We start from the raw sequence: 23,462 nt of genomic DNA, 5'->3' as shown, positions 1-23,462 counted from the left end.
TTCCGGGCGCGGGTCTCCACGGGCCCCTCACAGGGGGTCCACACCCCCTCCGGACCCCCGTCAGGCGACGCTCCAGGCGATGCCGTCGAGGATGTCGTGTTCGCTCACCACGACCTCCCGGGCCCCGCACCGCTCCATGATCGCCAGCAGTACGAGCGCACCCGAGGCGATCACATCCACCCGGCCCTCGTGCATCACGGGGATCGCCGCCCGCTCGGCGTGTGTGGAGCCGATCAGCTTGTCCGTGATCTCGCGGACCTGGTCGAGGGAGACGCGCGAGTGGTGGATGGCGGCGGGGTCGTACTCCGGGAGCTCCAGCGCGATGCCGGCGACGGTGGTGACCGAGCCCGCAAGCCCGACCAGGCTACCCGCCTCCCGGATCGGGACCGTCTCCTCGACCAGGTCCAGCGCCCGCCCGATGTCGGCCCGTATGGCGGCGATCTGATGGACCGTCGGCGGATCGGCGATGCGTCCGTCCACGACCAGATGGCGCTCGGTCATCCGCACACAGCCGATGTCCACGCTGCGCGCGGCCCGCACATGGCCGTCGCCGACCACGAACTCGGTCGAGCCGCCGCCGATGTCCACCACCAGATACGGCCGGGCGAACCCCTCACGGTCGGTCAGTTCCTTGGTGGCGCCCGTGAAGGAGAACTCCGCCTCCTGGTCGCCGCTGATCACCTCGGGCTCCACACCCAGGATCTCCACGACCCCGCGCACGAACTCCGCACGGTTCTCGGCGTCGCGCGAGGCGGAGGTGGCGACGAAGCGGACCCGCTCCACGCCGAGCCCGCCGATCACCTCGGCGAACTCGCGGCAGGCCGCGAAGGTGCGCTCCAGGGCCTCGGGAGCCAGCCGCCCGGTGCGGTCCACGCCCTGGCCGAGCCGGACGATCCGCATCCGGCGGTCGAGCTCGGTGATCCGGCCGGTGGCCGGGTCGGCCTCGGCCACCAGCAGCCGGATCGAGTTGGTGCCGCAGTCCACGGCCGCGACGCGGGTCATGCGCTCTCCCCCGCGTTCTCCTCAGCGCCCTGCTCAGCGCCCTCCCCCGAGTCCCCCGCCCCGCCGCACGGTGCCACGCACGGCCCCTTCGCCCACCACGCGGGCAGCATGGCGATGGCCTCGTCCCCGAGCGGGTTGACCCCGGGGCCCGCGGCGAGGGAGTGGGCGACGAGGACATGCAGACACTTGACCCGGTCCGGCATGCCGCCCGCGCTCGGAAAGCCCTCCAGCACCTCGATCGCGTCACGGCGCGCGAGGTAGTCCTCGTGGGCCGCCCGGTAGGCGTCGGCCAGTTCGGGGTCAGTGGCCAGCCGGGCCGTCATCTCCTTCATCACGCCCTCGGCCTCCAGCGTGCCGATCGCGGAGGCGGCGCGCGGGCAGGTCAGGTAGTAGAGGGTCGGGAAGGGCGACCCGTCCTCGAGCCGCGGCGCGGTCTCGACGACGTCCGGATTGCCGCAGGGGCAGCGGTGCGCGACGGCGCGCAGCCCGCGCGGGAGGCGGTTCAGCTGCTCCTTGACGGCGGCGATGTCCGCGTCGGTGGGCGCGGTGGGCTCCGTCTTCGGAGGGGGCGTGTCCATGGGGCGGTGTTCTCTTCGATCGGTTCGGGGCCGGTCGCCTCCGGCGGCCGGTTCTTCGGTCAGCGCTTCGCGCGGTCCGCGGCGTCCGTGGCGTCTGCCTTGTCCGCCTTATCGAGGCTGTCCCACATGTTGCTGTACCAGGGGCGACCGGCCGCGCCCTGGTCGGACGAGCGCTCGGTCTCGCCGCTGCCGTCGACCACGCTGTAGCCGGTCTCCCCCGGCAGCGTGAAGTGCAGCCGCTCGCGGGCCTGCTGCTCGATATACGCGGGGTCCTGCAGTCTGGCCTTCTCCTCGCGCAGCTGCTTGACGTCCGCGCGCTCCTTCTGGGCCTGGCGCCGCTGGTCGGAGATGTCCGAGCGCTGCGAGATGTACTGCCGCATCGGGTACGCGAGGGCCACCACGAGCGAGCAGACGACCAGCGCGAGCAGCGCGGCCCGGCCGGTGAGCCGGCTGCGCCGGCGCCGGATGCGGGCGCGGTAGACGCGGGCGGCGGCGTGCTCGCCGAGCGCCCTCAGCCTGGTCGCGGTGGAGAACCGATCCCGATCCGCCGGCACGTCGCCTCCCCGGTCGTGACTTCGCTGCGTACGCCGTTCCCGGCCACGGTACGGGACCGAGGCCGGGGACGTGCGTCAGGCGTGGCTGTCAGGCATGGCCTTCAGGCTCGAGGGCTCAGCCCTTGAAGCGCGGGAAGGCGGAGCGGCCCGCGTACACCGCCGCGTCGTCGAGGATCTCCTCGATGCGCAGCAGCTGGTTGTACTTGGCCACGCGCTCGGAGCGGGCGGGGGCGCCGGTCTTGATCTGGCCGCAGTTGGTGGCGACGGCCAGGTCCGCGATGGTGACGTCCTCGGTCTCGCCGGAGCGGTGCGACATCATGCACTTGAAGCCGTTGCGCTGGGCGAGCTCGACGGCGTCCAGGGTCTCGGTCAGCGAGCCGATCTGGTTGACCTTGACCAGCAGCGCGTTCGCGGTGCCGCTCTCGATGCCGCGGGCCAGCCGCTCCGGGTTGGTGACGAACAGGTCGTCGCCGACCAGCTGGACCTTGTCACCGAGCTGGTCGGTGATCGTCTTCCAGCCGTCCCAGTCCTCCTCGTTCAGCGGGTCCTCGATGGAGACCAGCGGGTACGCGTCGACCAGCTCGGCGTAGTACGCGGTCATCTCGGCGGCGCTGCGCGACTGGCCCTCGAAGGTGTAGGAGCCGTCCTTGTAGAACTCGGAGGCGGCGACGTCGAGCGCCAGCGCGATGTCCTGGCCCGGCTGGTAGCCGGCCTTCTTGATCGCCTCGACGATCAGGTCCAGGGCGTCGCGGTTGGAGTTCAGGTTGGGGGCGAAGCCGCCCTCGTCGCCGAGGCCGGTGGACAGGCCCCGCTCCTTCAGCACGGACTTCAGGGTGTGGTAGACCTCGGTGCCCCAGCGCAGCGCCTCGGAGAAGGACTCGGCGCCGATCGGCGCGATCATGAACTCCTGGATGTCCACGTTGGAGTCGGCGTGCGAGCCGCCGTTGAGGATGTTCATCATCGGGACCGGCAGGAGGTGGGCGTTCGGGCCGCCCAGGTACCGGAAGAGCGGGAGGTCGGAGGCCTCGGAGGCGGCGTGCGCGACCGCGAGCGAGACACCGAGGATGGCGTTGGCGCCGAGCGAGGACTTGTCCGGGGTGGCGTCCAGGTCGAACATCGCCTGGTCGATCAGGCGCTGCTCGGTGGCGTCGTAGCCGACGAGCTCCGGACCGATCTGCTCGATGACGGCGAGGACGGCCTTCTCGACGCCCTTGCCCCCGTAACGGTTCTTGTCGCCGTCACGGAGCTCAAGGGCCTCGAAGGCACCGGTGGAGGCACCGGAGGGCACGGCGGCACGGCCGGTGCTGCCGTCGTCGAGGCCGACCTCGACCTCGACCGTGGGGTTGCCTCGCGAGTCGAGGATCTCGCGAGCTACGACGACGTCGATGGACGGCACGAGGATCTCCTTCGTATGGGTCTGTGGTTCTGCAGCATGAGCCTAACGGGCCCGGGGGGCCCACCCGACGAAGCCCCGGCAGGGCGCGCCTCAGGTGGGGGGCGGCGCGCCCGGCCGGGGCCGTCTTCTTCGGGTGCCGGGGTGGGGGTAAGGCCCGGCGGCGTGGGTCAGGAAAGGTGCAGCTGCTGGCCCGGGTAGATGAGGTTGGCGTCCTCGACGATGTCCTTGTTCAGCTCGAAGAGCTTCTTCCAGCCGCCCTCGACGTGGTGCGCCTCGGCGATCTTGGAGAGGGTGTCGCCGGACTTGACCTTGTACTCGCCGTCGCCCTTCTTGACCGCGTGGCGGGCCTGCCCGCGCCCGGCGTGCTGGTCCTCGCCGCGGGGCTGCGCCTTCGGCTTGGCGGGCTGCGCGGGCTTGGCCGTCTCGGCCGGCTTGGCAGGCTGAGCCGGCTTCGCGGGCTGGGCGGTGGACGTCGAGGGGGTCGGGCTGCCGGTGGTGGTCAGACCGGTGCCGCAGACCGGCCAGGCGCCCTTGCCCTGCCCGGCCAGGACCTTCTCGGCTATCTGGATCTGCTGGTCCTTGGTGGCCAGGTCGGCGCGGGCCGCGAAGGCCGTGCCGCCGTACGCGGCCCAGGTGGAGTTGGTGAACTGCAGGCCGCCATAGAAGCCGTTGCCCGTGTTGATCGACCAGTTGCCGCCGGACTCGCACTGCGCGACCGTGTCCCACTGGGCGGTGGTCGCGGCCGAGGCGGAGGTGGCCCCCAGGAGCGGTGCGGCGACGGCCGCACCGGCGATGCCGGCGAACGCGGCGATGCGGGTGACCTTGGAGGGACGGCGGTGCTTACCCTTGTCGTTACGCATGTTCGTTCCTCACCGACGCCTACGAGGTGAGCTGTCGGGTTCGGGCTGTGAGTTGCCCGGCCCGGTGCGGCTGACCGCACCGTGGCTTCACCCCGAGCCGAACGGGCCCGTCTCCGGGCCGCTACGGCGCCTACCTTGGTTCCCCCGCTCCTGCCTCCGGCGCAAACGCGTCTGGTCCCCCCGACCGCCGGCAGGACTCGGCGTGGCGATCGACGGTGCCCGCGGTGGCGAGCGAAAAGACGTTAAACACACCTTCCGATGAGGTTCAAACCCCTACATCCCAGCGAATGAGGCGGTATCCGCATCCAGCCGTCCCACATCTACGCAGGTGAGGCCGGGTGCGGAAAGATCGGACAGGCGACACACGCCGGGCGATGTGACGAGATGTATATCTCACCGTCGCCAGATCGGGCAAATCACCCCGAACTGCCGCTACCTCGCGCTGAGATCGAGACGCTGACCAGGGTGAATGAGGTCCGGGTCGGTTCCGATGAGGGTTTCGTTGGCCTCGTAGAGCTCGGGCCACCCTCCGTCCGCCTTCTGGTCGCCCTGGTCGCCCGCGATGTCTGACAGGTTGTCATCGCCGCGCACGGTGTAGTCCGCGCGCCCGAGGGGCTGGAGGGGCGTCTCGGCGCGCTCCGCGTCGTCGCGCGAGGCGTGGCGCCCCGAGGACCGGGCGTCGTCGTCCGCCGTGCCCGCGGAGTCCTGCTCGCGGGCGTCGGGCGCGCCACGGTGGCGACCGGTGGGGGCGCCGGAGGAGTCGTCCTCGCCCTTGGCGTCGCGGCCGGAGGGCGTGTCACCCTCGTCCGACGCGGAGCCGCCCTCCTCCCGGGACACCTCGCCGGAATCGCCCGACTTATCCCCCTTGTCGCCGGACTTGCCGTCCTCGACCACGGAAGGATCCGACTTATCAGCCTTGTCGGACGTACCGGATTCTCCGGAAGCACCAGAACTATCAGAACTATCCGGCCGATCGCCCTGGCTGGAGTTATCGGACGATTCACCCGTCGCGGAGTCGTCAATCCCCGCGGCCTCCTTCGCCCCCTGGGACGCCGGCGTACCCTTCCCGTCGGGGTCCACCTCCAGCAGGTCGCCGAGATCGCCGAGGTCGGCGAGCCCGGCGCCCAGCGCACAGCTCGGCCAGGCGTCCGGGCCGCGGTCGCCGAGGATCGCCTGGGCGATGGCTATCTGCTGGGAGCGGCTGGCGAGGTCGGGGCGCGGGGCGTACTGCTGGCCGCCGTACTTCCTCCACATATCCAAGGTGATCTGCAGACCGCCGTAGAAGCCATTGCCCCCGTTGGCGCTCCACATCCCGCCGCTCTCGCACTCGGCGACGCGGTCCCAGGTCTGGGTGTCAGCGGCCTGGGCGCTGACGGCGCCGAAGAGCGGCATGGCGATGCTCGCGCCCGTCACCCCCGCTGCGACCACGATTGCCGGAGCCTGACGGGGGCGGCGGTGTCGACCGTTCCCGGAGCGCATGCGTTCTGCCTCTCGTGTGGCGGCTGAGTCGTCGGTTGAACATAGCGACGCCACCTAATCATCACAAGCGGATGTATCCCAGGTCACGCAGTGATCACGCGGTTGACGTTATGTCACGTATGCCCGTCCCTAAGGGCGTTGTGCGGCCTCGGATGGGGCGGTCGGACCCCAGGTCACGGGCAGTTCGCGCAGCCCTCGCATGATCAGTCCACCGCGCCGGCGGACCTCCTGCGGCTCCACCGCGAGCCGCAGGTCGGGCAGGCGTCGCAACAGGGTGCCGATGGCGGTCTGGGCCTCCAGCCGGGCCAGTGGCGCGCCCAGGCAGTAATGGATGCCGTGGCCGTAGCCGAGGTGCTGGTTGTCGGCGCGGGAGAGGTCGAGCACATCGGGTGAGTCGAAGCGCTCGGGGTCGCGGTCGGCGGCGGCGAGCACCACCAGCACCGGCTCGCCCGCGGTGATCCGCTGTCCGCCGATCACCATGGGCTCGGTGGCGAACCGCCAGGTCGCCATCTCCACCGGCCCGTCATAGCGCAGCAGTTCCTCGACGCCGGTGGCCAGCAGCCCCTCGTCCCCTTCATTGGCGGCCCGCCGCAGCCGGTCGCACTGGGCTGGGTCGCGCAGCAGCGCATAGGTGCCATTGCCAATGAGATTGACGGTCGTTTCGAAACCCGCGAACAAGAGCACGAAGCACATGGCCGCGGCCTCGTTCTCGGTGAGGTGCTCGCCGTGGTCGCTGGCCCGGATCAGCCCGGAGATCAGGTCGGCAGCCTTGTCGTCGTCATCTTGACGCAGCGACTCCCGCTTGCGGTGGATGAGATCGGCGAGGTAGGCGCGGATCCGCTTCACCGCCCGGGCCACCCCGCCGCGCGGTCCGCCGCCGTGCCGGATCATCATCCCGGCCCAGTCCCGGAAGTCGTCCTGGTCCTCGCGGGGGACGCCCAGCAGATCGCAGATGGCATAGATGGGCAGCGGGAAGGCGAACTCATGGATCAGGTCCGCCTCTCCTCTTATCCGGAAGCCGTCGATGAGGCGGTCGGTCAGCTCCTGCACGCGCGGGGCGAAGGCCGCCACGCGGCGGGGGGTGAACGCCTTGGACACCAGCCGCCGCAGCCGGGTGTGGTCGGGTGGGTCGATGTTGAGCAGATGCGTCATGAGGTCCGCGCTGCGCTCACCCGGGATACCCACCTTGCCCTTGGCGTGCGCGGCCTCGCTGTGGTGCATCGGATTCTTCGACAGCCGGGGGTCTGCGAGCGTGGCCCGCGCGTCGGCGTAACGGGTCACCAACCACGCCTCGACGCCGCTGGGCAGAGTGGTCCGGTGGACGGGCGCGTGTTCCCGCAGCCAGGCGTAAGCGGGATACGGATCGGCGGCGAACTCCCAGCTGAAAAGGGTGGGGGAGCAGGCGGGGTGGGGCTGGTCTGACACCCCCCGACAATACGGCAGGACCCCCGAATCCGTGATCCCATAGAAAAAGGGCATAAACACCGGTCAGATATCCGATGCGTGTACGAATGCCCGATCAGCCGCTCCAGCGCAGCGTGATTGGCCGATATCAGACCGCTACCACATGCCTGATGGCGGCCTCAACGGGCGCGGCCACGCGATGTCCTGCCGCGCTCGGCGACCCCGGTGAACACGGGGCGAACAGCACATGACTGAATCGACGTCAGGGAGACGAATGGGACAGAGGCACATGCATGCCGGTCCCTGACCCTGGTGATACGATCACCGCGCTTGCCAGGCGAGCCATGAGCGCGTAGACACGCGGCGATCCGGCCAAAAGCCGGAAAGGGTCATCACTCTGAGGAGCATTATGCCGCCAGTCGGGCATGTGGAGCCGATCCGGCAGACCGACGCCCCCGCACTGGCGCCGTGGAGACGAACGCGCTGCCCACGGGCCCGGCGGGCACCGTCCGGGCACTGACTCGCCGCCGCCCCGATGAGAAATCGGAACGCATCGTACGAAACCCTTTCAGTCCCTGGCGGTCTAGTCGCTTAAAGAGAGTCTCATGACGCAATACATACAGGATCCAGCGCTCTGGGCTCTGATCGTTGGTACGCCTCTCGCCGCAACTGCCATATTCCGCGGGCGAAAGGCGCGTACAAAACTCGTCAACGAGAAGACCGAGCTCCAGAATCGCTATACCGAACTCGAAAGCAATTATTCGGCAGCGGTACAGGACGCCCACAGCCGCGCGGAAGAGGCCACGAAGAGCGCCCTGAAGTCCGCGATGCGCACGCTCCAGGGTCTCGCCAACGAGCAGCAGTTGGCGATCTCCAAGACGCAGGAGAAGTACGGGGAGCACTACATGCTCCAGGACCTCCTCGAGATCGACCACATGAACTCGCAGTTCGGTCGGCGTGCCCAGTCCATCGCGGTGCTCTGTGACGGCTGGCTCGGCCGTCAGCGCTCCGTCGCCTCGGTGTACGACGTGGTCCGCAGCGCGAAGGGCCGCATCCGCCACTACACGCGCGTCGAGATCCGTTCCCAGTCCAATTTCGCGGTGGTCAGCCGCGCCGTCGAACCGGTCGCGCTGGCGCTGGCCGAGCTGCTGGACAACGCGACCAGCTACTCGGCGCCGGACTCCCCGATCGACATCACGATCCGCACCGTGCCCAAGGGCGTCTGCGTCATCATCGACGACGCCGGTGTCGGTATGAACGAGGAAGAGAAGAACAGGGCCGACGAGCTCCTGTCTTCCAAGCGCGCGTCGGGCGTCACGGGCCTGGGAAACCCCCCGCAGTTCGGTTTCGCGGTCATCGGTGTGCTCGCCGCCCGATATGGCTTCACTGTCTCCGTGGATTCGGCCTCTCCCTACGGTGGTGTGCGAGCGGTGGTACTTCTGCCCGAGGACCTTCTCACCAACATGCCCGAGCCGGAGGAGCCCCCGGCGACCGCCCCGCCCGTCGACAGGCGCGCCGAGGAGGCTCCCCCCGCCGAACCCTCCACAGACGGGGGCCTGCCCAAACGCCGGCGTAAGGGCTCGATCTCCATCGTGCCGAAAGCGGACTTCACCCCCGCCCCGGCCCGGTCGAGCGAGGAGACCGCCTCGATCATGGGCGCCTTCCAGCGCGGCACTCAGTCCGGCCGCTCCGCAAACCCGAGCAGGGAAGGGCACGATCTTTCGTGAACAACGATCTGTCATGGATGCTTGAGAGCGCCCTGGAGGTACCAGGCGCCCGTCACGCACTCCTGGTCTCCGCCGACGGTCTGCTGATGGCCCGCTCCAACAATGTCCAGAAGGACGAGGCCGACTCGATCGCCGCGGCGATGAGCGGCATCCAGTCGCTGAGCCGCACGATGTCCAGCTTCTGCGGCGACCCCCGGATGGCCTGGCGTCAGACGCTGGTGGAGTTCGACGGCGGCTGGGTCTTCCTCATCTCCGCCGGTGAAGGCGCCTATCTGGCCGTCTCGTCCGCCCCTGACGTCGACATGGCGGACATCACCTTCCGGATGCAGCAACTTGTCGGCCAGCTCGGCAAGGCCCTCAGCACTCCGCCTCGAGAGAACACAAGTATTCAGGCATGATTACACCGGGTGAGCAAGAGCCAGAGGCCGCGCCCTTAGTGCGACCGTACGTCATCACCAACGGTCGCGGGTTGCCGGACAATGACCAGTTCAATCTGATCACGCTCGTCACCGCCTCCGAACAACGGCCGCCAAGCCATTACGACCCGGAGAAGCGCCGCCTGTTGGACCTGTGTGGCGGAGGCTACCTCTCGGTCGCCGAAATCGCGGGACACCTGGGACTTCCCATCGGCATCGTGAAGGTTCTGCTGTCCGATCTCTCCTCGGACGGCTATCTCGTCACGCGCGCCCCGGCACCTCCCGCCCAACTCGTCGACGTATCGGTCCTTCAGGAGGTGCTGGATGGTCTCCAGGCCCGCTTCGGATGAGGACGTCTATCTGCGCAACGATGTGCAGATAGCCGCCAAGATCCTGGTGGTGGGGCATTTCGCCGTGGGCAAGACGACCTTCATCGGCACCATGTCGGAGATTCCCCCGCTGCGCACGGAGGAAACCATGACGCAGGCGGCGGCTCACGTCGACGACCTGCGCGGTGTCCGCGGCAAGACCACGACCACCGTGGCCATGGACTTCGGCCGGCTCACCCTCAGCGACCGACTTGTCCTGTATCTGTTCGGCACCCCCGGACAGCAGCGCTTCGTGCAGGTGTGGGAGGACATGACCCGCGGCGCCCTCGGGGCGCTGGTGCTGGTCGACCCCGAGCGCCTCAAGGAGTCGTTCGACGTCATCGACCTGGTCGAGCAGTACGGGCTCCCCTACGCGATATCCGTCAACCACTTCGACGGCACGCCGATCCGCTCCGACGACGAGCTGCGTGAGGCTCTCGACCTACTGCCGGAGACCCCGGTCGTCACCTGTGACGCACGCGACACGAAGTCATCGGCCAACGCACTGATCACGCTCGTGCGCTATCTGCAGGAACGTGCCCGCTAGGAGCAACCATGAACAACCAATCGGCCTTCCCCGAACCACCACCCGGCTGCCCCGCGCACAACAGCGGCCGGCGAGTGCCCATGTACGGGCCCGAGTTCGCGGCCGATCCGCAGGCCTACTACACCTATATGCGCCACTTCGGGCCGACCGCGCCCGTCGAGCTGGCGCCCGGGGTGGAGGCCACCCTCGTCACGGACTACTCTGCGGCCCTCCAACTGCTCCAGAACCCGGACACCTTCCGGAAGGACTCGCGCCGCTGGCGCGACTTCAACGAGGGCAGGATCAGCCCCAACAGCCCGGTGGCGCCCCTGCTGGCCTACCGGCCGAACGCCATGTTCACCGACGGGGCGGAGCACATGCGGCTGCGCCAGGCGGTGACCGACACCCTCGCCCGGATTGATTCGCACCAGCTGAGCCGTCACGTCGAGCGCGTTTCCACCTACCTCATCGACCAGTTCAGCTCGCGTGGCTCGGTCGATCTGCTCAACGACTACGCCAAGCTGCTGCCGCTCTTCGTGTTCAATGAGCTCTTCGGCTGCCCGGCGGAAGTCGGCGACCGGGTGATCTTCGGCGTTTCCGGCATTTTCGACGGCATCAACGCCGAAAAGGCCAACGAGGTGCTCGGCCAGAGCGTCGCCGAACTGGTCGCGCTCAAGCGAGCCAAGCCCGGGGACGATGTCACCTCCTGGCTGATGCAGCATCAATCTCAGCTCACCGACGAGGAGATGGCGCATCAGCTCGTGCTGCTTCTCGGCGCAGGAGCCGAGCCGACACGGAACCTCATCGGCAACGCGTTCCATATCCTGCTGTCGGACGACAGGTATTCCGGGGGCGGCTTGCTGGTCGAGGACGCCATCGACGCCGCGCTGTGGAACAGCCCGCCGATGTCGAACTACGCGCCCCATTTCCCGGTGACCGATGTCGAATTCGCCGGAGGAAAGCTGCGGGCGGGCGACCTCCTCCTGGTCAGTTTCGCGGCGGCGAACACGGATCCGGCACTCGCCGCGTCCCGCCAGATGCACAGCAAGCGGGCGCACCTGGCATGGAGCGCGGGTCCGCACGCCTGCCCGGCGAAGGACCCCGCCCAGCTCATCGCCGTGGCCGCCATCGAGAATCTGCTCAAGCGGCTGCCCGACATCGAACTCGCGGTGCCCGAGGAGAGCCTGACCTGGCGTCCCGGCCCGTTCAACCGCGCGCTGGCCGCCCTGCCCGCCCGCTTCACTCCGGTCCGGTCCGAAATGCAGCCGAATCTGCCCCCTCGGCAGGAAAACGCCACGGCGGGCTCTCCCGGCCGAGCGTCCGGCAAGTCGGAGAAGGGCGGCCTGTGGAGCTCCTTCCTCTCCTGGTGGAGGGTGTGATCCACACAACAACTCCATGCGATTTCATACGGCATGGATGTTCAGATGATCGGGTAGGAGAGAGCGCGAAAAACGTCTTGGCCAAAATCTAAAAGGAGGTGTCGTGGAGCCTGTTGCCCTCGGCGCGGCTACCGCTCGACGTACCGTGGTTTCGCTCCCAACCCGACCACACACCCCCTGCGGCCAATCGAACACCTACCCCCTTTATTTCGAACTACACACGACGGGAGACGAGATACCCGCCCCCTGGGGCGGGTATCTTCTCGTCGGTCACGAGGCATGCGCTCTTCACGGCACATTCACATCACCTCGGCCGAACCGCCATTACCCCGGCGGGCACCGGAGGGGTCTGTGAAGCTCTTCCGTATAGGGCGGAGTAAACCCGTCGAAGCGCGGGACGAGTCGCCACAGGCCCCCCGGTTGGGGGACCTCGTCACCGGGCAGCTGCTCCGGCTGTCGGATGTGGCGGGACTCAGCCGGGCGGACGCCTCGGTCTACGCCGGACTGCTGCAGGAAACCCTGGGCGCCGCCGGCCGTTGGCCGTTGACGCTGCCACCGCCGTACCCCACCTTCCTCTCCGACGACCACACACCGGCCGAGTTCTCCCTGGCCTTCACATCGGGCCGGTCCCCGGCGCTCAGGGTGCTGTTGGAGCCGGGAGCGGCCTGCGCCGACCTGGCAGAGAACGGCCGCCAGGGCCTGCGCACGGTCCGCGAGACAGCGCGGCGGTGGGGGTTCACCACCGACCGGCTCGACCGGATCGAGGACCTCTTCTTCCCCTCCTCCCCGCAAGGGCCGCTGGCCCTGTGGTGCGCGCTGGAACTTCGCCCCGGCGGGGTCCCCGGGGTGAAGGTCTATCTCAACCCCGGGGCCAACGGCCAGGACCGAGCCGCCGAGACGCTACGCGAAGCCCTGGGCCGGCTGGGCCACGGACGGGCCTTCGACGCGCTGCCCCCGGCCGACGGCTTCCCGTTCCTCGCTCTGGACTTCGGGGCCTGGGAAGCGCCGCGGGTGAAGGTCTACCTCACGCACCACGACCTGTCCGCCACCGACGTGGGCTCCCTCTCCCGTATGAGTCCCGAACCGAGCCGCGAGCTGCTGGAGGACTTCTTCCGCACCGCCGGGGGCGATGAGCGGCTGAGCGGACGGCCCGTCATCACCTGTCACTCCATCACCGGGACGGACCCGGACCTGCCCAGCGGGTTCACCCTCCATATACCCGTCCGCGGCTACGTGCGCCACGACGGACAGGCTCATGAGCGGGCGGTGGTCCTGCTGCGCCGCCTCGGCCTGGACAGCGCGGCGTTCGACCAGGCGCTGACCGCGTTGACCTCGCGCCCGCTGCAGGACGGCGTAGGTCTCATCGCGTACCTGGCGCTGGTCCACGAGCGGGACAAGCCGACTCGGATGACCACCTACCTCTCCTGCGAGGCGTACGACGTGAAGCCGCCACGCGCCCCACAACCACCCCGCCAGGTCCTCCCGTCCCGACTCGGGGCACGGGCGGGACTCGGATACGAACACCGGAAAGACGCACAGACAGGAGCAGTGGCCAGCGTGGAGCCCTACAGGATCAAGGTCGTCGAGCCCATCCCCCTCACGACCCGGCAGCAGCGCGAGGAAGCCGTCAAGCGCGTCCACTACAACCTCTTCGACCTGCGCGCCGAGGAGGTGACCATCGACCTGCTGACCGACTCGGGTACCGGCGCGCTGTCCGCGGCACAGCTCGCCGCCGGCATGGCCGGCGACGAGTCGTACTCGGGTTCCCGCTCCTTCTACCGGTTCCACGAGACGATTACGGAGCTGACCGGGTACCAGCACATCCTGCCGGTCCACCAGGGGCGCGCGGCGGAGCGTGTGCTCTTCTCGACCCTGCTGGAACCCGGCCGCCTCGTGCTGTCCAACACGCACTTCGACACCACGCGCGCGAACGTCGAGCTCTCCGGCGCCGAGGCGAGGGATCTGCCCTGCCGCGAGGCCCGGGACCTGGACAGCACGGAGCCGTTCAAGGGGAACATCGACCTGGAGGAGCTGAGCCGGACGCTGTCCGGGCCGGACGGCTCGCGGGTCGCCGTGGTGGTCATGACCATCACCAACAACGGCGGCGGCGGCCAGCCCGTCTCCATGGACAACCTGAAGCGGACCGCCGCCCTGTGCAAGCAGCACGGCGTGCCCCTGTTCCTGGACGCCGCCCGGTTCGCCGAGAACGCCTGGCTGGTGACCCGCCACGAGGCCGCGTACCGCAACCACACCCCGCGCCAGGTTGCTGAAGAGGCGTTTCGCCTGGCGGATGGCTGCATGATGAGCGCCAAAAAGGACGGCATCGTCCACATCGGCGGCTTCATCGGGCTGAACGACCCGGAGCTGGCCCAGAGGTGCGAGCTGCTCCTCATCGCCACCGAGGGGTTCGCGACCTACGGCGGCCTGGCCGGACGCGACCTGGACATGATCGCCCAAGGGCTGACCGAGGTCACCGACCCCGGCTACCTCGCGGAGCGCGCCGACATCGCCTCCCACCTCGCCGACCGGGTGCGCGCCGCGGGCGTCGACATCCTCGAGCCGCCCGGTCTGCACGCGCTCTACCTCAACGCCGGGCGCCTGTTCCCGCACATACCGGCCCACCACTACCCCGGCCACGCCCTCGCCTGCCAGCTGTACCTGGAGGGCGGCATCCGCTCGGCCGAGCTGGGCTCGCTCTACCTCGGTGAGGAGGACGAGGCCGGCAACCCGGTGAAGAGCGCCCCCTACGAGCTGGTCAGGCTGGCGCTGCCGCGCCGGGTCTACACGCGCAGCCACTACGACCACGTCGGCGAGACCCTGGAGAGGATCGTCAAGAACGCGGAGTCGGTGCGCGGCTACCGGATCGTGGAGCAGTCCCCCATCCTGCGCCACTTCCGTGCCAAGCTCCAACCGGTGGCCGTCTAGCGACGGCTCCCTTCCAAGCCCCGTGACGCGAGGGCCCGGCACATCGGTGCCGGGCCCTCGCGTCGCGCCCGCCCTCGCGCCGCCGCTCACCCGTTACCGAACGAACCGCCGCTGCCCTCGTTCCAGGTCGGCCGCGCGCCGCCGTCGTCGGCGCTCCGCCGGGAATCCTCGTTGCCGGAGCCGCCGAGCTGGTGCGGCAGCCGACGGGTGCCGTCCCGGGGCAGCTCCTCGGGCTCGCGGTTCTCCCTGACGTAGCCGACGCGCGCGGACTCCTGGTGCCCCGGGCCGTGGCCGTCCGCCCGCGCCCGGCCCTCGGGTTCGCCGACCGCCTGCCAGGCGCCCGCGCGCCGCTGCGGGCCCTGCGGCGGCGCGGGTTCGCGGGCCCGTAGGCGCATCCCCCACCACACGGCCGCGATCAGCAGGACGACGATCACGATGCCCACGACGAGCGGTCCCGTCCCGACCAACAGGTCCCGGTTGACCGCGAGATCACCGGCATTGGATGCGGCGTCATGTGCGGCGTCGTATACGGCGGTGCGTGCGGCGTTGTGTGCGTACATGCCGCCCCGGGTACCCGGGGCCACAGCCCTCACTCCCGGGCGCTACTCCCCGCCGCCCCGCACGCCTTCGGCCGCCCGGATCGCGTCCCGGTAGGTACGGGCCGCGGCGCGCAGCGCCGTCTCCGGCTCAATCCCCTGCCCGGCCGCCCGCGCCGCCAGGGCGAGCAGTTCGTAGCCGACGCCCTCCCCCTCGGGCACCGGCACCTCCAGGCCCGCCGTACGGGCGCGGGAGGCCAGCTTGGCGGCCAGCGCGAGCGCGGGCTGGCCGAGCGGCACGCCGTCGGTGACCGAGTCGCGCTGCTTCTCGGTCGCCTTCGTACGCAGCCAGTGCGCCCTGACGTCCTCGGCGGTCTCGGCCGCCTCCTCGCCGAAGATATGCGGATGGCGGCGGATCAGCTTGTCCACGATCCCGCCCGCCACCTCGTCGATCGAGAACGGCTCGTCCGGGTCCTCCTGCGCGATCCTGGCGTGGAAGACGACCTGCAGCAGCACATCGCCCAGCTCCTCGCGCAGCGCCTCGCGATCGCCCTGCTCGATGGCCTCGACGAGCTCGTACGCCTCCTCGATGCCGTACTTCACCAGCTCCTCGCTGGTCCGGGCGCCGCTCCACGGGCACTCGACCCGGATCCGGTCCATCACCTGGACCAGGTCGAGCAGGCGGGCGCCCGGCAGGTCGTACGCGCCGGGCAGCAGCTCCAGATCCGGCATCCGCTCCCGCCCGGACCCGGCGAGCCGGGCCAGACCGTCGGTCAGCGCGGACTCCCCGTCCGCCGAGGTGATCACCACGGCGGTGCGGCCCGGCGCGGTGGCGCAGTAGTCGACCAGCTCGCGCGCGCCGAGGGCCGCCTCCTCCACCTCGACGCCCGCCTCCCGCAGATACGGCAGCTGCGGATGGGCGGAGTCCGCGCACAGCACCCGGTCCGCGCCGCGCAGCGCCTGCCACGCGGGCCACGACAGCAGCCCGGGCGCCACCCGGTGGCTGGTGGTGAGCAGGACGATACGGCCGGTGGGGCCCGCGGCGGGAGCTGTGTGGAGGGCTTCGGAGGCGGTCACCCTTGAAACGTAACCTACGCCTGCTGCTCCACATCCCCGGAGGTCCGCAGCCAGCTCTCCTTGGTCAGCACCGCCGTGCCCCGGGTGTCGTCCCACTTCCCGTAGCGCGGGTTGACCTCGATCGACAGCTCCTTCGAGGTCCGGGCGAAGACCGCGTTGACCTTGGCGGTGCCGAGCTTGTGCACCAGGGCGTTGCGCGTGAGCTCCATCCGCAGCGCGTCGTCGATGCGGTCCGGAGCGATGCCCTGCTCCAGATAGAAGTCGCGCAGCGCCGCGGCGCCGCCCGCCTGTGCCGCGGCGGTCGCGCGGCACTTCGTCGTCTGCCCCGTCTGGAGGCCGCGCAGCACCTCGGCGCCGCCCGGCGCCTCGATGGCCTTGCGGCACTGCTGCACATCGCGGGGGGTCAGCCGCACCCCGTTGTCCTGGCCGGCCCGCTCGATCACCCGGAACTGGATCATGCGGATCAGGGTGTTCTGGCTCAGCTGACCGCTGTTGGCCACCAGCTGCTCGGACTTGGCAGAGCCGCGCTGCGCGTCCCGGACGTCGTTGACCCGCGCCTGGAGCTGCGAGACGGTGATCCGGCTGCCGTCCACGACGGCGGCGGCCCCGGGGTGCGCTTCATTGCCGCAGGCCGTGAGCAGCGGGGCGGCGAGCAGCACGGCGGACGCGGCGGGGACGGCGAGGGTGGCGCGGCCGCGCGGCGGAACCGCATATCGGTTCTTCCGGCGGTATGGGGGTCGCCCCCCAAAGGGATGCAGCATCAAGTCTCCCGGCATAGATCGACCTGGCGTGATCGATGGTATGGAGTCGGCGCGGCCGAGGCCACTGCTTCGACAACGATTCGCCGGGCTCCGGCCACCTTTCTAACCGCGCACCTGGCCGAGCCAGTGCAGGGTGCGGCGGATCTCCTCCGGGAAGGGGTGGTGCGGGCCGTGCAGCCGCTCGGCGTCGTACAGGAGGCGGGCGAGCATGTCGTGGGCGGCGGGGCGGTCGCCGAGGGAGAGCAGCAAGTGCCCGATGCGGCGGCGGATTTCCATCGGTGTGGCCGGGTCGGTGGCCGCGTACTGCTCGAAGTACGGGAGCAGCGTGCGGTATTCGACCAGCGCCTGGGCCGCCTCACCGAGCTGTTCGAGGCACTGGGCCGCCTCGTAGCGGAACTGCAGGGAGGTGCGCGGCGCCTCCGGGCCCGACTCGGCGGCGTACTCGTCGGCGAGCCGGCGCAGCTCGGGCAGGGCGCGGCGGTACTGCCCGTCGTCCATGAGCGTCACCGCGTACTGCTTGCGCAGCGACCGTACGACCGGGGAGAGCTCGCCGTGTTCGGCGGCCGCCGACGGGAGGATCGCGCCGAGGATGTCCACGGCCTGGGTGATCCACCCCTGGTCGAGCAGGCGCTTGACCTCGTCGACGGCCGCCGCCACGTCGGACCGGGCCGGGGCGGCGGGGGGTGCCGGCGCAACAGCGGCGGGCGGTGGGGCGGGGCGGTCCGGCCAGGGGGCGTGCGGGCGCAGGAAGGGACGCGTGGGGTCCATGGGGCCGGTGGCGGCGACACCGGGCGCCGCGGCGGCGTACGGCAGCAGCGGAACCAGCGCCTGGTAGACCTCCTGGGCGTCGGCCGGCCGGTGCTGAGGGTCCTTGGCGAGCAGCCGTAGCACCAGCGCCTCCAGCGCCTCGGGCACCTCGGGGCGCGCCTGGCGGACCGGGGCCGGCGGCTCGTAGAGGTGGCGGTGCAACACGCCCAGGGCGGTGGAGCCGGCGAAGGGCACATTGCCGATGAGGAGTTCGTGCAGCAGCACGCCGAGCGCGTACAGGTCGGTGTACGGGCCCACGGCGCCGCCCATGGCCTGTTCGGGGGCCATATAGGCGGGGCTCCCGATGGGCGAGCCGGTGTGGGTGAGGCGGGTGGTGTCGGTGTCGAGGACGGCGGCGACGCCGAGGTCGAGGACGGTCACCGAGCCATCGGGGCGGATCATCACGTTCCGCGGCTTGAGGTCGCGGTGCACGATCGGCACCGCGTGGACGGCGGAGAGCACCGCGCACAGCTGCGCCGCGACGCACACCGCCCACTGCCAGGGGTAGGGGTCGTGCTCGGCGAGGTGGTCGGCGAGGTCGGCGCCCTCGACGTACTGCATGATCAGGTACAGATCGTCGCCGTCGCTGCCCGCGTCGTGCACGGTGACCAGACCGCGGTGGTCGACCTGCGCGGTGACCCGGCACTCGCGGACGAAGCGGCGGCGCAGCTCGTCGACGCCGTCGCCGCCGTCGCTGGGTATCGCCATCCGGTCGGGGCGCAGCAGCTTGACCGCGACCCGGCGGTCGAGCCGCCGGTCGTACGCGGTCCACACCTGGCCCATGCCGCCCTGGCCGAGGAGCGTGGCCAGCTCATAGCGGTCGGCGACGACGCGTCCGTTCACCGGCCCTGCTCTCTGCGGAGGTAGTCACTGAGCTCATCCAGCTCGGCGCGCACACGCTGGATGCGCTGCGGCTGGGGCTGGGCTTGGAGCTGGGGTTGGGGTTGGGGCTGGGGCTGGACGGGCTGGTGCGGCGGCACGGGCTGGGGCGGCGGTCCGGCCTGGTGCGGCGGGCCCGGGTAGCCGTACGCCCCGGGGCCGGGCACGGGCGGGTACCCCGGCGGGACGTACGGCGCGACACCCGGCACCACGGCCGGCGCCGGGCGGTAATGCTTGATGTCCACGATCAGGTAGTGCGTCGTCACGGCGCAGGACAGCAGGAACATGCCCGTCAGGGTCGTGTACGCCAGCGCGTCGGGCTCGTCGGGGCCGGTCCCGAACTCCACGAACGCGAGCACCACCACCACACAGGTGCCCCAGAACAGCAGCCAGTCGAGCGCGCGGCGGCGCAGGATGGCCACCCGCAGCATCGTCACCCACGACAGCAGGCCGAAGGTCAGCATCGTCAGGCCGACGAAGACCACCCGCAGGACGGCCACCGTCGCGGTGGAGGCGGGGCGGGGCGGCGGCGCGGGGGCGGGGCCGTGCATGGCTGCTCCTGGAGGACCTGGTGCCGAGGGGGTGCTCGCGCGCGTGCGTGCGCGATTGAGCGTATACATCGACGTGGCGGGCCGAGCCCGGGTTGTATGGATCCGTCGTCTCTTTGATCACACAATCGTGATCAATGGGGCCGCACCGTACCGTCGGCCAGACCGTCGTACAGCCCCCGGACCAACTGGTCCCCCAGCCGCCCCGCGAGCCTCAGCGCCTCCTCGAAGGAGGCGAGGGTGCGGTAGTGCTCGCCGTAGCGCCGCTGGTCGTCGAGCGGGAGCCGGGGCAGCCGCAATCGGCGTACGTCGAGCCGGGTGGCGGTGGAGGCGTAGCTGCTGGCCTGCCGCTGGTTGGCGCTACCGCGCAGATACCCGGCGAGGAACCACGGGTCGAGCGCCTCCGGGTCGGGCCGCAGCAGGCACAGATTCCGGGCCAGCGCGGCCCCGGCGGCGGCCTCGTCCACCACGCGGGCGACCGTCCCGCCGCCGACCAGCGGCACCACGACATCGCCCGGCTCGGTCAGCACCGGCTGCTCCGCGGCAGCCTCGGGCCGCTCGCCCGCGGCCGCGGGGGCAGCCGGGCCGGGCGCGGGGGCCGGGACGGCGGGGGCGGGGAGGGTGCCGGTGGGGCCGGTCCCGGCGAGTACATCGGTCTCGGTGAGCACCGGGGGCGCCCCCGGCCCCGCGCCCGACGGCTGCCCTCCCGGTCCGGGCGCCGTCGCCGCGCCGCCGGTGCGCAGCACCAGGGCGCCCGCGCGGGCCAGTTCGCCGACGGTGGTCATGGGCCAGCGCGCGCCCTGCGCCCCGGCCGCCTCGCCCGCCCCCTGATCGTCGGGGGCGGCCGGGCCGCCGGGCGCGACGGGGGTCAGCTCGACCGTGCGGGCCAGGGTGGCGGTGAGCCGGTCGCGGACGGCGGCCAGCTCCTCGGCACCGCCGCCCGCGGCGGGCGGCGGCAGATGGCGGGCGGGGGCGAGGTCGACGTCGTCGTCGAGGAGTTCGATCACGGGCAGCACCCGGCACACCCCCGGCCGCTCGGGGGCGCCGTCGCCGCGGTCGAAGGCGCGCCAGGCGCCGAGGACGGTGTCGCGCACGGTCTGCCAGGGCAGCTTGTCCCGGCCCGGGGAGGCCGCCACCGGGCCGTCGGCCGGGCCCGCCGCAGAGGCCGCCGCGGCGTCGACCAGCAGCAGCCGCGGCGCGGTCGGCTGCCCGGCCCCGGGGCGGCGCAGCACCCACAGGTGCAGCGGGATGCCGTACGGCGGGGCGGCCCCGGCGGGCAGCGCGACCACGGCCCGCAGCGCGCCGCGCCGCAGCAGGTCGGCGCGGATGCGGCGGCCGGAGCGGCGGGAGGCCACGGCCGGGGGCATGAGCAGTACGGCGGTGCCGCCGTCGCGGACATGCGCGAGGGCGTGCTGGACCCAGGCGAGCTCGGATTCGGTGCGGGCCGGGAAGCCGTACTCCCAGCGGGGGTCGTAGGCGAGCTCGTCATGGCCCCAGTTGCGCTCGTTGAACGGCGGGTGGGAGACGACCGCGTCGGCGGCGCGCTGTGGCAGGGCGTCCGCGCGCAGGCTGTCGCCGCCGTGCACCCGCACCTGGGCGCCCCCGGCGTCGTGGGCCAGGGCCAGCCGCAGCGCGGTGAGCGCGGCCAGGTCGCGGTCCAGCTCCTGGGCGAACAGGGTGGCCGCGCTGTGGGTACGCGGAACGGCCCACAGCAGCCCGCCGGTGCCCGAGGCGGGGTCCAGAACGGTGGGGGCAGGGCTCATCGGCCCCGTCGGCTCGCCCGCCACGCCCGCCAGGGCAACCATCAGCTCGGCGAGTTCGGGCGGGGTGACGGTGTACTGCCGTGGGTTGGCGTCCAGATGACGCCCGATCAGGAACTCGTACGTCTCGCGCGGACTGGACTCGGCGGCCAGCTCGGCGGCCTGGCGCAGCAGCGGTACGAAGAGCCGCAGCCCGTCCGGGTCCGCGACGGGCACCGGGTGGTCCTCGCCGAGCCGGGCGGTCAGCACCGGGGCGAGCGCGAGCGGCAGCAGCTCGGCCAGCCGCGGGTCGGCGGCCTCGCTCAGCCGGCGCCATTGGGCGGGCCGGTCCCGTACGAGGAGGAGTACGGCGCCGACGGGGCCGAGCGCGGCGGCGGCCCCGGCCGGATGCCCGGCGAGCGTCTGCCAGACGCGCTCGCGCAGCGGCACCTCGGCGAGCTTGCCCTGGGCGCGCAGCCATCGCTCGACGTCGCCGAGGGCGAAGGCCGGGCTGGTCTCGGTGCCGCCGACCGGCTTGGGGAAATCCGCGTGGCGGCGCCGCCAGTTGCTGACGGCGGCGCGGCCGACCCCGGCCAGCCGGGCGATCCCGGCGGCGGTCACCTCTGCTGCGTTGTCGGGCACCTGGCTGACTCCGTCCGGTGGTGCGGCTGTGGCGTCGAGCATACCGATAGCGATCTTCAAAGAGACCCGTTCACATTGTGAACCCTACCTCCCGAGAGCCTCTTGTTGACTCGGTTCACAGACTCTGTTCTTATTAACCCATCGGTTCACGGAGGCCGAAACCGGCTCCGGAGATCAGAAGGGGAGGGCTGTCGCATGTCGCAGCAGCAGAACTGGTTTGCCCGGCACAAGGTCCTGACCGGGGCGGGGGCGCTCGTCGTGGTGATCGCCATCGGCGGCGCCCTGGCGGGAGGGGGAGGAGACGACGACAAGGACAAGAGCAAGGACACCGTGGCCCAGGGGACGTCCGGCGGGGGCTCGAAGGACAAGACCGACAAACCCAAGGCCAAGCCCGCCCTCGGCGGCGACGGCACCTTCCAGGTCGGCTCCGACGTCAAGCCCGGCACCTACATGTCCACGGACAACACCGACGGCATGTGCTACTGGGAGCGGGCCAAGGACTCCAGCGGCGAGACCGACTCACTCATCGCCAACGACAACGTCATGGGCAACGCCTATGTGACGATCAAGGCGAGCGACAAGATCTTCAAGTCGAACGGCTGCAAGGACTGGGAAGCGGTCCCCGCCAAGGCCTCCGGCACCCCCAAGTCCGAGGCGTCCGGGAACGGCGGCATGTACCGGATCGGGGCCGACCTCGCCCCCGGTACGTACAAGTCGACCGGCAACGCCGATGACGCGACCTGCTACTGGGAACGCAGCAAGGACGCCCTGCACGGCATCGACTCGATCATCGCCAACGAAAACGTCTCCGGAAACGGCCTCGTGACCATCGCCGCCGGGGACGGATACTTCAAGACCAACGGCTGCAAGAACTGGAAGAAGACGAGCTGATGCGCTCCACCACGACCCTGGCGGCGCTGTGCGCCGTGACCGCACTCGCCCTGACCGCCTGCGGCGCCGACGACGACAAGGGCGACGCCGACAAGTCCGGGCAGTCGGTCTCGGCGAGCTCGAAGGCCACACCGTCCACCAAGGCCCCCGGCTCCGAGCTGGAGAAGCTGACCGGCCCGCAGATCGCCAACAAGGCCATGAAGGCGATGAAGTCGGCGACATCCCTGACCACGGCCCTGGACGGCACGGTCGACGGCGGCCCCATGAAGTACCACATGTCCTCGGCCAACAACGGCGAGTGCGTGGGCAACATGTCCTTCGGCACCGAGGGCAAGGTCGAACTGGTCAAGACCGGCGACCTGATCTACATGAAGTTCGACCGCGCCTTCTGGAAGTCACAGGGCGGCGCGGACGGCGCGGCCGCGGCCGACTCGATAGGCGAGCGCTGGACCAAGTCCAAGGCCTCCGGCTCCGACTTCAAGGACTTCGCCAGCGCCTGCGACTCCGACACGATGCTGTCCGGCTTCGAGGCCGGCCCCAACCTCGCCCGCAAGGGCAAGACCACCACGGTCGACGGCAAGCCCGCCATCACCCTCACCGAGACCGACGGCGACGAGACGTACACCACCTACGTCGCCACGGAGGGCAAGCCGTACATCCTCAAGATGGTCATCAAGGGCGGCAAGGAGCCCGGCACGGTGACGTTCAGCGGCTTCGGCGAGCCGGTCGACGCCAAGGCCCCGACCGGGGACATCGTTGACCTCGACGCCCTCGACTGACGGCCTCGACTGACGGCCTTGTTCTCATCTTGTCGCCAGCTTGTCTCGGAGGCCCCAACAGCCGGATAAGCCAGGTTTGCACCATTCGCGCGCTTCGATATTGCGCTAGCCTCCGATACGTCATTCATCCTCATTGCATTCGGCGGCAGCGCCCTGACGCGGAAACAGTGAATTACCCGTAGTCGCGCA

21 protein-coding genes and 1 riboswitch are annotated in these 23,462 nt (G+C 70.7%); of the genes, 8 read left to right on the top strand and 13 right to left on the bottom strand.

The window, feature by feature from the left end:
- Window positions 1–60 precede the first annotated feature (60 nt).
- The 7 genes from PV419_RS35345 to PV419_RS35315 form a co-directional block, all read right to left on the bottom strand.
- Entirely contained in the window at window positions 61–1,002 is a 942-nt protein-coding gene (locus PV419_RS35345; protein ID WP_319695951.1) for a Ppx/GppA phosphatase family protein, read from the bottom strand.
- On the bottom strand, window positions 999–1,580 hold the full coding sequence (locus PV419_RS35340) for a DUF501 domain-containing protein (protein ID WP_319695950.1): 582 nt from the start codon (window positions 1,578–1,580) through the stop codon (window positions 999–1,001). Before PV419_RS35340 ends, PV419_RS35345 begins: the two co-directional genes overlap by 4 nt.
- Before the next feature lie 59 nt (window positions 1,581–1,639).
- Window positions 1,640–2,134, bottom strand: a complete 495-nt coding sequence (locus PV419_RS35335; RefSeq protein ID WP_319695948.1) for a septum formation initiator family protein — start codon at window positions 2,132–2,134, stop codon at window positions 1,640–1,642.
- A 115-nt stretch (window positions 2,135–2,249) separates the two neighbouring features.
- Window positions 2,250–3,530: a phosphopyruvate hydratase gene (gene eno, locus PV419_RS35330; RefSeq protein ID WP_319695946.1), complete on the bottom strand. Its 1,281-nt coding sequence runs from the start codon at window positions 3,528–3,530 to the stop codon at window positions 2,250–2,252.
- Between the two features lie 167 nt (window positions 3,531–3,697).
- A complete protein-coding gene (locus PV419_RS35325; RefSeq protein WP_319695944.1) occupies window positions 3,698–4,390 on the bottom strand; it encodes a transglycosylase family protein in 693 nt (230 codons plus the stop codon).
- Window position 4,391: 1 nt separating this feature from the next.
- A riboswitch (cyclic di-AMP (ydaO/yuaA leader) is annotated at window positions 4,392–4,562 on the bottom strand.
- A gap of 260 nt (window positions 4,563–4,822) precedes the next feature.
- Complete coding sequence (locus PV419_RS35320; protein WP_319695942.1) at window positions 4,823–5,818, bottom strand: transglycosylase family protein; 996 nt, start codon at window positions 5,816–5,818, stop codon at window positions 4,823–4,825.
- Window positions 5,819–5,998: 180 nt separating this feature from the next.
- Window positions 5,999–7,294 (bottom strand): cytochrome P450, encoded by a 1,296-nt coding sequence (locus PV419_RS35315; protein ID WP_319695940.1) that lies wholly within the window; start codon window positions 7,292–7,294, stop codon window positions 5,999–6,001.
- A 584-nt stretch (window positions 7,295–7,878) separates the two neighbouring features.
- Here PV419_RS35315 and PV419_RS35310 point away from each other — a divergent pair.
- From PV419_RS35310 to PV419_RS35285, 6 genes are all read left to right on the top strand, one after another.
- Window positions 7,879–9,000, top strand: a complete 1,122-nt coding sequence (locus PV419_RS35310) for a sensor histidine kinase (protein ID WP_319695938.1) — start codon at window positions 7,879–7,881, stop codon at window positions 8,998–9,000.
- Complete coding sequence (locus tag PV419_RS35305) at window positions 8,997–9,398, top strand: roadblock/LC7 domain-containing protein (protein ID WP_319695936.1); 402 nt, start codon at window positions 8,997–8,999, stop codon at window positions 9,396–9,398. Before PV419_RS35310 ends, PV419_RS35305 begins: the two co-directional genes overlap by 4 nt.
- Window positions 9,395–9,766, top strand: a complete 372-nt coding sequence (locus tag PV419_RS35300) for a DUF742 domain-containing protein (protein WP_319695934.1) — start codon at window positions 9,395–9,397, stop codon at window positions 9,764–9,766. The genes PV419_RS35305 and PV419_RS35300 overlap by 4 nt, the downstream gene beginning before the upstream one ends.
- Window positions 9,741–10,331: a GTP-binding protein gene (locus tag PV419_RS35295; protein WP_319695933.1), complete on the top strand. Its 591-nt coding sequence runs from the start codon at window positions 9,741–9,743 to the stop codon at window positions 10,329–10,331. The genes PV419_RS35300 and PV419_RS35295 overlap by 26 nt, the downstream gene beginning before the upstream one ends.
- Window positions 10,332–10,339: 8 nt before the next feature.
- Window positions 10,340–11,689, top strand: a complete 1,350-nt coding sequence (locus tag PV419_RS35290) for a cytochrome P450 (RefSeq protein WP_319695931.1) — start codon at window positions 10,340–10,342, stop codon at window positions 11,687–11,689.
- A 420-nt stretch (window positions 11,690–12,109) separates the two neighbouring features.
- Window positions 12,110–14,614, top strand: a complete 2,505-nt coding sequence (locus PV419_RS35285) for a tryptophanase (protein WP_319695929.1) — start codon at window positions 12,110–12,112, stop codon at window positions 14,612–14,614.
- A gap of 86 nt (window positions 14,615–14,700) precedes the next feature.
- Here the strand turns inward: PV419_RS35285 and PV419_RS35280 are convergent, their stop codons facing one another.
- From PV419_RS35280 to PV419_RS35255, 6 genes are all read right to left on the bottom strand, one after another.
- Window positions 14,701–15,174: a DUF6479 family protein gene (locus PV419_RS35280; RefSeq protein ID WP_319695927.1), complete on the bottom strand. Its 474-nt coding sequence runs from the start codon at window positions 15,172–15,174 to the stop codon at window positions 14,701–14,703.
- A gap of 42 nt (window positions 15,175–15,216) precedes the next feature.
- Window positions 15,217–16,227: a nucleoside triphosphate pyrophosphohydrolase gene (locus PV419_RS35275; protein ID WP_319695925.1), complete on the bottom strand. Its 1,011-nt coding sequence runs from the start codon at window positions 16,225–16,227 to the stop codon at window positions 15,217–15,219.
- A 14-nt stretch (window positions 16,228–16,241) separates the two neighbouring features.
- A complete protein-coding gene (locus PV419_RS35270; protein ID WP_319695924.1) occupies window positions 16,242–16,988 on the bottom strand; it encodes a SurA N-terminal domain-containing protein in 747 nt (248 codons plus the stop codon).
- 102 nt (window positions 16,989–17,090) lie between these two features.
- Window positions 17,091–18,638, bottom strand: coding sequence for a serine/threonine-protein kinase (locus PV419_RS35265; protein ID WP_319695922.1), 1,548 nt, complete (start codon window positions 18,636–18,638; stop codon window positions 17,091–17,093).
- Complete coding sequence (locus PV419_RS35260; protein WP_319695921.1) at window positions 18,635–19,225, bottom strand: hypothetical protein; 591 nt, start codon at window positions 19,223–19,225, stop codon at window positions 18,635–18,637. The genes PV419_RS35265 and PV419_RS35260 overlap by 4 nt, the downstream gene beginning before the upstream one ends.
- Window positions 19,226–19,356: 131 nt before the next feature.
- Complete coding sequence (locus PV419_RS35255; protein ID WP_319695920.1) at window positions 19,357–21,645, bottom strand: N-6 DNA methylase; 2,289 nt, start codon at window positions 21,643–21,645, stop codon at window positions 19,357–19,359.
- 153 nt (window positions 21,646–21,798) lie between these two features.
- Here PV419_RS35255 and PV419_RS35250 point away from each other — a divergent pair, with 153 nt between their 5' ends.
- Window positions 21,799–22,494 (top strand): hypothetical protein, encoded by a 696-nt coding sequence (locus tag PV419_RS35250; RefSeq protein WP_319695919.1) that lies wholly within the window; start codon window positions 21,799–21,801, stop codon window positions 22,492–22,494.
- On the top strand, window positions 22,494–23,273 hold the full coding sequence (locus PV419_RS35245; protein ID WP_319695918.1) for a hypothetical protein: 780 nt from the start codon (window positions 22,494–22,496) through the stop codon (window positions 23,271–23,273). The genes PV419_RS35250 and PV419_RS35245 overlap by 1 nt, the downstream gene beginning before the upstream one ends.
- Window positions 23,274–23,462 lie beyond the last annotated feature (189 nt).

Origin of the sequence: Streptomyces sp. ME19-01-6 (assembly GCF_033793745.1) — a bacterium.
In the GTDB taxonomy this organism is placed as follows: Bacteria; Actinomycetota; Actinomycetes; order Streptomycetales; family Streptomycetaceae; genus Streptomyces.
The sequence above is the reverse complement of the archived record's forward strand: the minus strand, read 5'-3'. Positions and strand labels throughout refer to the sequence as shown.